We start from the raw sequence: 5,994 nt of genomic DNA, 5'->3' as shown, positions 1-5,994 counted from the left end.
TAGCCCATCTGGAAATGGTAGGCTCAATGGTCCATCAACTAACCAAAGGGGCAAGTCTTGAAGAATTACAAAAGTTCGGATTAGATGCTTATTATGTTGATCACGGTAAGGGAATTTATCCTTCAAATCCTACTGGTGTTCCATTTACTGCAGCATATATTCAGTCAAAAGGAGACCCTATAGTAGACTTAACTGAAAACTTAGCTGCGGAACAAAAAGCAAGAGCAACTTATGAATACCTTCTAGATTTTGCTGATGACCCAGATGTAATTGAGCCTTTAAAATTCTTAAGGGAAAGAGAAGTTGTACATTATCAAAGATTTGGAGAAGCACTTAGAATAGTTCAAGATTATTTAGAAGAACCAAAACTATTTATAATGCCAAAGACAGATTTTCATAAATAAGACTTGAAGTCTATAAAAACAAGAGTACATTTTTCTAGGGTGTACTCTTGTTTTCTCTTTAGTCATCATTTTTGTTTTTTCCCTTTGCTTTTCCGTTGCCTTTTCCCTTGCTATCTTTTTTATCTCCAGAATAGTTATCTAATGATTCCAAAGAAGTATTATTAGTACTACTATTTACTGTAGGTGTACTTTGGCTAGAATTAACATTTACAGGCTGTTCTTTTTGCCCACTGTTTCCACTGTCTTTATTGATATCTTCTTTTTTCTCATCTTGTGTAGATTCACTGGTATTTTCTTCGCTAGTTGTTTGTCCTTGGTCTATAATGTTGTCCTTCTTACCATGATCCGTAACAAGATAGCCTAAAATAAAAATAAAAGCTACAAAAGTTAAAATTAATACTAAGTTTCTTTTTAGTTTCTTTATATCTTTTTTAGAAATATCCTTTTTTACTTTTACTTCTTCTCCACTGTTATTACTAGTACTTTGTTCTTCTTCCTTATTTATTTTATAAAAGTTTATTTTTCCTTTCTTTTTTGTGGTCGTAGTATTGGTACTAGCCTCTTCATTTTCCTTGTTACTATTTGGAATTCCGACTAAATCTCTAAGCTCTGATTTATTTGTAGCTCTTGTCCTAAATTCCTCCAAGTTATTTGTATATTGATTTTTTTCAGTATCCATTAGCAAGGTTTTATCATAATCCTGGTCCATACCCATTAGTAAAGTTCTAGTATAATCCTCTTCCTTACTAAAGGTATCAGCTAGTTCTTTCTTCATAATTTCTACTGAAGGATATCTATCTATAATATCAATTTGCATTGCTCTTTGTATTATTCTTTTCAATCTAAAAGACACTTCACTGCCATAATTTTCATCCTTTAGCGGCTCTAATAAAACAGCTGGGGCTTTCCCTGATACCATAAAATATATTACTGCACCTAATCCGTATATATCAGTCTGCTTACAGGTTTGTTCTGTTCCATACTGCTCTGGTGCTGCATAGCCCTTAGAACCCATATATATAGTATCTTTGTCCCCACCTTTTTTATATATTCTTGAAATGCCAAAATCTATTAAAACAATTCTACCTGACGGAGTTATCATAATATTAGATGGTTTTAAATCTCTATATATTATAGGAGGATTAAAACTATGGAGGTATTCTATAATTTCACATATACTTATCCCAATATCTCTTATTTGTTCTGGTTTAACTGAGCCGTTATTTTTCACATAATCCTGCAGCGTCTGCCCTTCTATATAGTCTTCAACTATATAAAGGTTATCATCTTCATAAAAAATATCAACCACTCTAGGAATACCTGGATGACTTAAGTTTTTTAGTATATTTGGTTCTGCTAAAAAATCCATATATCCTTCCATCTTCTTCTTTATTTCTTTTATTGCCCAGAGATTATCTAGTCTTATATTTTTACATAGATAAACAGTACTCATTCCGCCTTGTCCAAGAGTTTTAACTACTTCATACTTTCCATCTAATTTATGTCCATGATTTAACATAACATTCCTCCTCCAAATAGCAGTCGAGACTTTTATATTAGCTAATAAATTTCCAGTACATATATAATATACGTATAAATTTTAAATTTTGGAGGGGTATTTTTAAAAAAAACTTCAGGCTGAGTTTTTTAACCACCTGAAGCTTTTAGCTTTATTATTTTATACCTTTTATTCTTTCAATTAATTGGTCTATATATACATTCTTAAAATTAATACTTCCTAAATCTAGTTCATTTTCAATAGCTCTCTTTAAAGTTGTAGATATTTTAGTATCCCCTATTACTACAGCTCCAATTACCCTATTATTCTTTATAAAAACCTTTTTATAGTTCTTTGTATCATTATCTTCTACAAGTATATCTGTTGCTTTATCCTCTTCTATAGTTCCCATTGAGAATAGAGATAACCCGAAGGCATTCATTGTAGTTATTGGAGATACGTGCTTGTAAGTACTATCTCTTCCTACTATGTTATTTCCAGCGGTTGTTCCCTGTGAAATAGCTATGTTCCACAGTCCATGAACTCTTCCATCAAATTCTGCTATATCTCCTGCAGCATAAATATCAGGAATATTTGTCTCCATCTTTTCATTTACAATTACACCTTTGTTAACTTTTATATCAGTCTCTTTTAATAAAGCAACATTAGGTCTTACTCCAATAGAATAAGTAACCATATCGCAAGATATGAATTCTCCTTTATTGGTTATAAATCCTTCTACACCACTTTCTCTAACAGATATCTCACTAATTTGACTCCCCAACATAATATCTATTCCACTATTCTTCACAGCATTTTCTAATAATTCTGAAGCTCTTTCATCTAGTTGTCTTGGCATAAGCCTCTCAGCAAGTTCCGAGACGATGATTTTCTTGCCTGCTTGTGCAAGTACCCAGGCCAACTCTAATCCTAGAATGCCTCCCCCTATGTGAAGTACTGTTTTACATTTACTAGATTCCTCAGCAATATTTCTAGCATCTTGCAAAGTTCTTAATGTAAATACTCCTGATTTATTGATGCCGTTAATATCAGGAACAAAATTACTTGCTCCATTTGCCAACAGTAATTTTGTGTAATCTGCTTTTCCTCCATCTGAAAGCTGCAGTTCCTTACTGTCAGTATTTATAGAAACAACCTTTATGCCTTTGTTTAGAGTTATATTATTTTCTCCATACCATTCTTTTTTTTGAATAAGCAGCTTATCTTCTTCTAATGAACCTAATAGTCCTTTAGATAATCTAAGTCTGTTGTATGGATAAAATAATTCATCTCCATAAAGTTCTACCTTAATTTCTTTATCAACGGCTCTAATAGCTTTTATTGCACTAATTGCAGCTATACCAGTTCCTATAATTACAACTTTATCCTCCAAATTATCACTTCCTATAGTTGAAATTTTTTATTAAATTATTGTTTATTAAATATTTTTCCTACTTCGTTTAATATGTTAAAGTTAGTTAAGTCATAGTGCAGTGGTGTTAAAGTAACGTAACCTTCTTTTATATAATGTACATCTGTTTCTTCATTATTTGGCTCATTTAACTTTCCTTTCAATTCATAAATCCTATCATCATTTTCTCCTAACTTTTCTATGAAATAATTATCATAGGTTTTACCACCTACCCTGCAAACCTTAATGCCCTTTATTTCTTCTACTGGTACTAAAGGAACATTTAAGTTCAAAACAACGTCATCTTTATTATATTTATCTTTAGCTATAGATAATATTCTTGATGCATAGGATGCAGCCATTTCATATTTTTCTACCTCCTCAGTGATGTCTGTAGAAACTGCCATAGATGGTATTTTATAAATAGCTGCTTCTATAGCTGCTGATACTGTTCCGGAGTAAATTACATCTGTTCCTAAGTTATACCCATTATTTATACCTGATATAACCATATCCACTTTTCTATCCATTAATTTATCTAATGCCACCCTTACACAATCTGCTGGTGTTCCGCTAACACTGTAGGCTTTTGATTTTATTCCATCTATTTTAACCTCTTTAACATAAAGTGGCTCGTGAATAGTAATAGAATGACCACAAGCACTTCTTTGACTATTTGGTGCCGCAATAATTAGTTCATGATTTTTTTCCAACTCCCTAGCTAAGGCATGTAATCCTTTAGCATTTATTCCATCATCGTTTGTCAGTAATAGTTTCATAGTAACCCTCCATAATTCTCTGTTAACAAATTTTATTATTATAACTTTAGTTTATAAATCTACTAAAGAAAAGTAAACCTTATACCTAATTACTATATATCAAAAGAGCTACTAAAATTCATTTTTAATAAAAATTGTAATAAATATAATAGAATATAAATATCATTAAACACAAAAAATATCTCTGTAGCTACTTATGAATTAAACCTTCACTCTTATATCTGTGTTGGGTTATAAATTAACTTTCCTATTCACTACTAGTTTATTAGCTTTAAGAAAGGTGGTTAGTATAATATGAATAATAAACTTGAAAATAAATTTTCCATTGCTGCAAAGGAAACAGCTAAAACAAAAACGGAGCTAGCAGGTGAACTTGGAATTCCAATACCTAAAGACGGTTATTGGGGAGATATGCCTTCTAAAGTATGTGGTACTGTAGGCGGTGCCATTGGTGGAAACTTTACTAAGGCTGCTGTGGAAAGCTTTCAAAGAAGTTTGGCTGAAAAATACAAAAATAAATAAATAAATAAATAAATAAATAAATTCTTCAAGGAAGTCTTAGAAAGTTTTATTTGAAAAGGGCTGTCGCATTAAGAAATTTATATACAATATATTAGTTTGCAACTCAATAACAAACACAATATGTTGTGAAATTTACTCTTAGCGTGACAGCCCCTTCATGTTATCATTTTACAACTATTAGCAAAATTTTTTAAGTATACAGGAATACTAAAACATACGTTATTTTTTACTTCTTTCGTACTGAACTGGCCAACTAAGGCCACTATCTCCTAGTTTCTCTGCTGCCTGAAGGGGCCAGTAAGGATTTCTAAGTAGTTCTCTTCCTATGAATACTAAATCAGCTCTATCATTTTGCAGAATTTCCTCTGACATTTCAGCCTCTGTTATTAACCCACCAGCTATTACAGGTAAGTTAGTTTCTCTCTTGATTGTTTCAGCAAACTTTACCTGATACCCTGGATAAGTCTTTATTCTTGCCGGTACTACTGCTCCGGAACTTACATTTATTAAATCAATACCTTCATTCTTAACTAAATTTATTATATTAGCTAAATCTATATCATGATTTCCTTCCGTTACATAGTCTTCCGCAGAAACTCTTAGTATTATAGGCTTCTCCTTAGGCCATACCTCCCTAATAGCTTTTACTATTTCCAGTAACAGTCTTGCTCTATTTTCTAGACCTCCTCCATATTCATCATTTCTTTTATTAGAAAGGGGAGATAAAAACTCATTTATTAAATATCCATGAGCGCCATGTATTTCTATCACATCAAAGCCTGCTGATTCTGCTCTTTCAGCTCCATTTTTGAAGGCATCTATTACTGCTTTTATATCCTCTTTTGTCATTTCAGTAGGAACTCTATAATTTTCACTATATGCTATTGCACTAGGCGCAATTATATTTTCTGATACTGCTTCACACTTTCTTCCTGCATGACCTAATTGTATTCCTATTTTTGTACCATGTCTTTTAACTTCATCTACTATTTTCTTTAAACCATCTACATGAGAATCACTCCATATACCTAAGTCCTTATCCGTTATTCTTCCCCGACTTTCAACAGCAGTTGCTTCTAAAATTATTAACCCAACTCCACCAACTGCTCTAGTAGCATAATGTACAAAATGCCATGAATTAGGGTTTCCTTCATCATCTGCACTATACATGCACATTGGTGGCATTACAATCCTATTTTTCAATTCCATATCCTTTATTTTTATTTCTGTAAATAATTTTGACATCCTAAACCCTCCACTACATTTTTTAACCTAGAATATATTATTCCCCTATCAATAGCATAATACTTAATACTCACTAAAAGATATAAAAAAAGACCGTCTTTAGTGAAAGACAGTCTTACTTGCTTTTATGTAATT

At 31.9% G+C, this 5,994-nt stretch carries 6 protein-coding genes; 2 read left to right on the top strand and 4 right to left on the bottom strand.

Annotated elements, in window-relative coordinates; genetic code table 11:
* Positions 1-404: manganese catalase family protein (locus tag N4T77_RS19840; RefSeq protein WP_261673595.1), on the top strand; the 404-nt coding region annotated here is incomplete at its 5' end.
* A gap of 58 nt (positions 405-462) precedes the next feature.
* On the opposite strand, the gene N4T77_RS19835 is transcribed toward N4T77_RS19840, so the two are convergent.
* From N4T77_RS19835 to surE, 3 genes are all read right to left on the bottom strand, one after another.
* Positions 463-1,923, bottom strand: coding sequence for a serine/threonine-protein kinase (locus N4T77_RS19835; protein WP_261673594.1), 1,461 nt, complete (start codon positions 1,921-1,923; stop codon positions 463-465).
* A gap of 154 nt (positions 1,924-2,077) precedes the next feature.
* Positions 2,078-3,295: an NAD(P)/FAD-dependent oxidoreductase gene (locus tag N4T77_RS19830; protein ID WP_261673593.1), complete on the bottom strand. Its 1,218-nt coding sequence runs from the start codon at positions 3,293-3,295 to the stop codon at positions 2,078-2,080.
* A 35-nt stretch (positions 3,296-3,330) separates the two neighbouring features.
* A complete protein-coding gene (gene surE, locus N4T77_RS19825) occupies positions 3,331-4,092 on the bottom strand; it encodes a 5'/3'-nucleotidase SurE (protein ID WP_261673592.1) in 762 nt (253 codons plus the stop codon).
* Positions 4,093-4,386: 294 nt separating this feature from the next.
* On the opposite strand from surE, the gene N4T77_RS19820 reads away from it, so the two are divergent.
* Positions 4,387-4,614 (top strand): alpha/beta-type small acid-soluble spore protein, encoded by a 228-nt coding sequence (locus tag N4T77_RS19820; RefSeq protein ID WP_261673591.1) that lies wholly within the window; start codon positions 4,387-4,389, stop codon positions 4,612-4,614.
* A 219-nt stretch (positions 4,615-4,833) separates the two neighbouring features.
* On the opposite strand, the gene namA is transcribed toward N4T77_RS19820, so the two are convergent.
* Positions 4,834-5,859 carry an NADPH dehydrogenase NamA gene (gene namA, locus N4T77_RS19815; RefSeq protein ID WP_261673590.1) on the bottom strand — a complete coding sequence of 342 codons (1,026 nt, stop codon included), beginning with the start codon at positions 5,857-5,859 and terminating at the stop codon, positions 4,834-4,836.
* Positions 5,860-5,994 lie beyond the last annotated feature (135 nt).

The organism is Clostridium sp. CX1 (assembly GCF_025398335.1).
Taxonomy (GTDB): Bacteria; Bacillota; Clostridia; order Clostridiales; family Clostridiaceae; genus Clostridium_AM; species Clostridium_AM tanneri.
This window is presented reverse-complemented; position numbering and strand designations above follow the sequence as displayed.